The sequence below is a fragment of the Aquitalea sp. ASV15 genome (assembly GCF_016429115.1).
GTDB classification, from domain to species: domain Bacteria; phylum Pseudomonadota; class Gammaproteobacteria; order Burkholderiales; family Chromobacteriaceae; genus Aquitalea; species Aquitalea magnusonii.
On record NZ_JAELTZ010000175.1, the window covers coordinates 1 to 319 of the forward strand.

Below are 319 nucleotides of genomic sequence, written 5' to 3' on the forward strand. Positions count from 1 at the left end.
CGTGCTGACTCCCATATGGATTTCATAGCCGCTCACCGCGGCGCCAGCCAGCGTCAGCTGGCCGTTCACCCGCGTCAGCTGCTTGTGCGCGGCCAGCGTGGTTTCCATTTCCAGCCAGCCCAGGCCCTGTCTCTTATACACATCTGACGCTGCCGACGAACGAACAACAGTGTAGATCTCGGTGGTCGCCGGATCAGTAAAAGGGGGGGGGGGGGGGGGGGGGGGGGGGGGGGGGGGGGGGGGGGGGGGGGGGGGGGGGGGGGGGGGGGGGGGGGGGGGGGGGGGGGGGGGGGGGGGGGGGGGGGGGGGGGGGGGGGGG

At 74.6% G+C, this 319-nt stretch carries 1 pseudogene; it reads right to left on the reverse strand.

What is annotated here, in order from left to right:
- Positions 1 to 319: pseudogene (locus JHD64_RS21395) on the reverse strand (hypothetical protein); the annotation flags it as partial.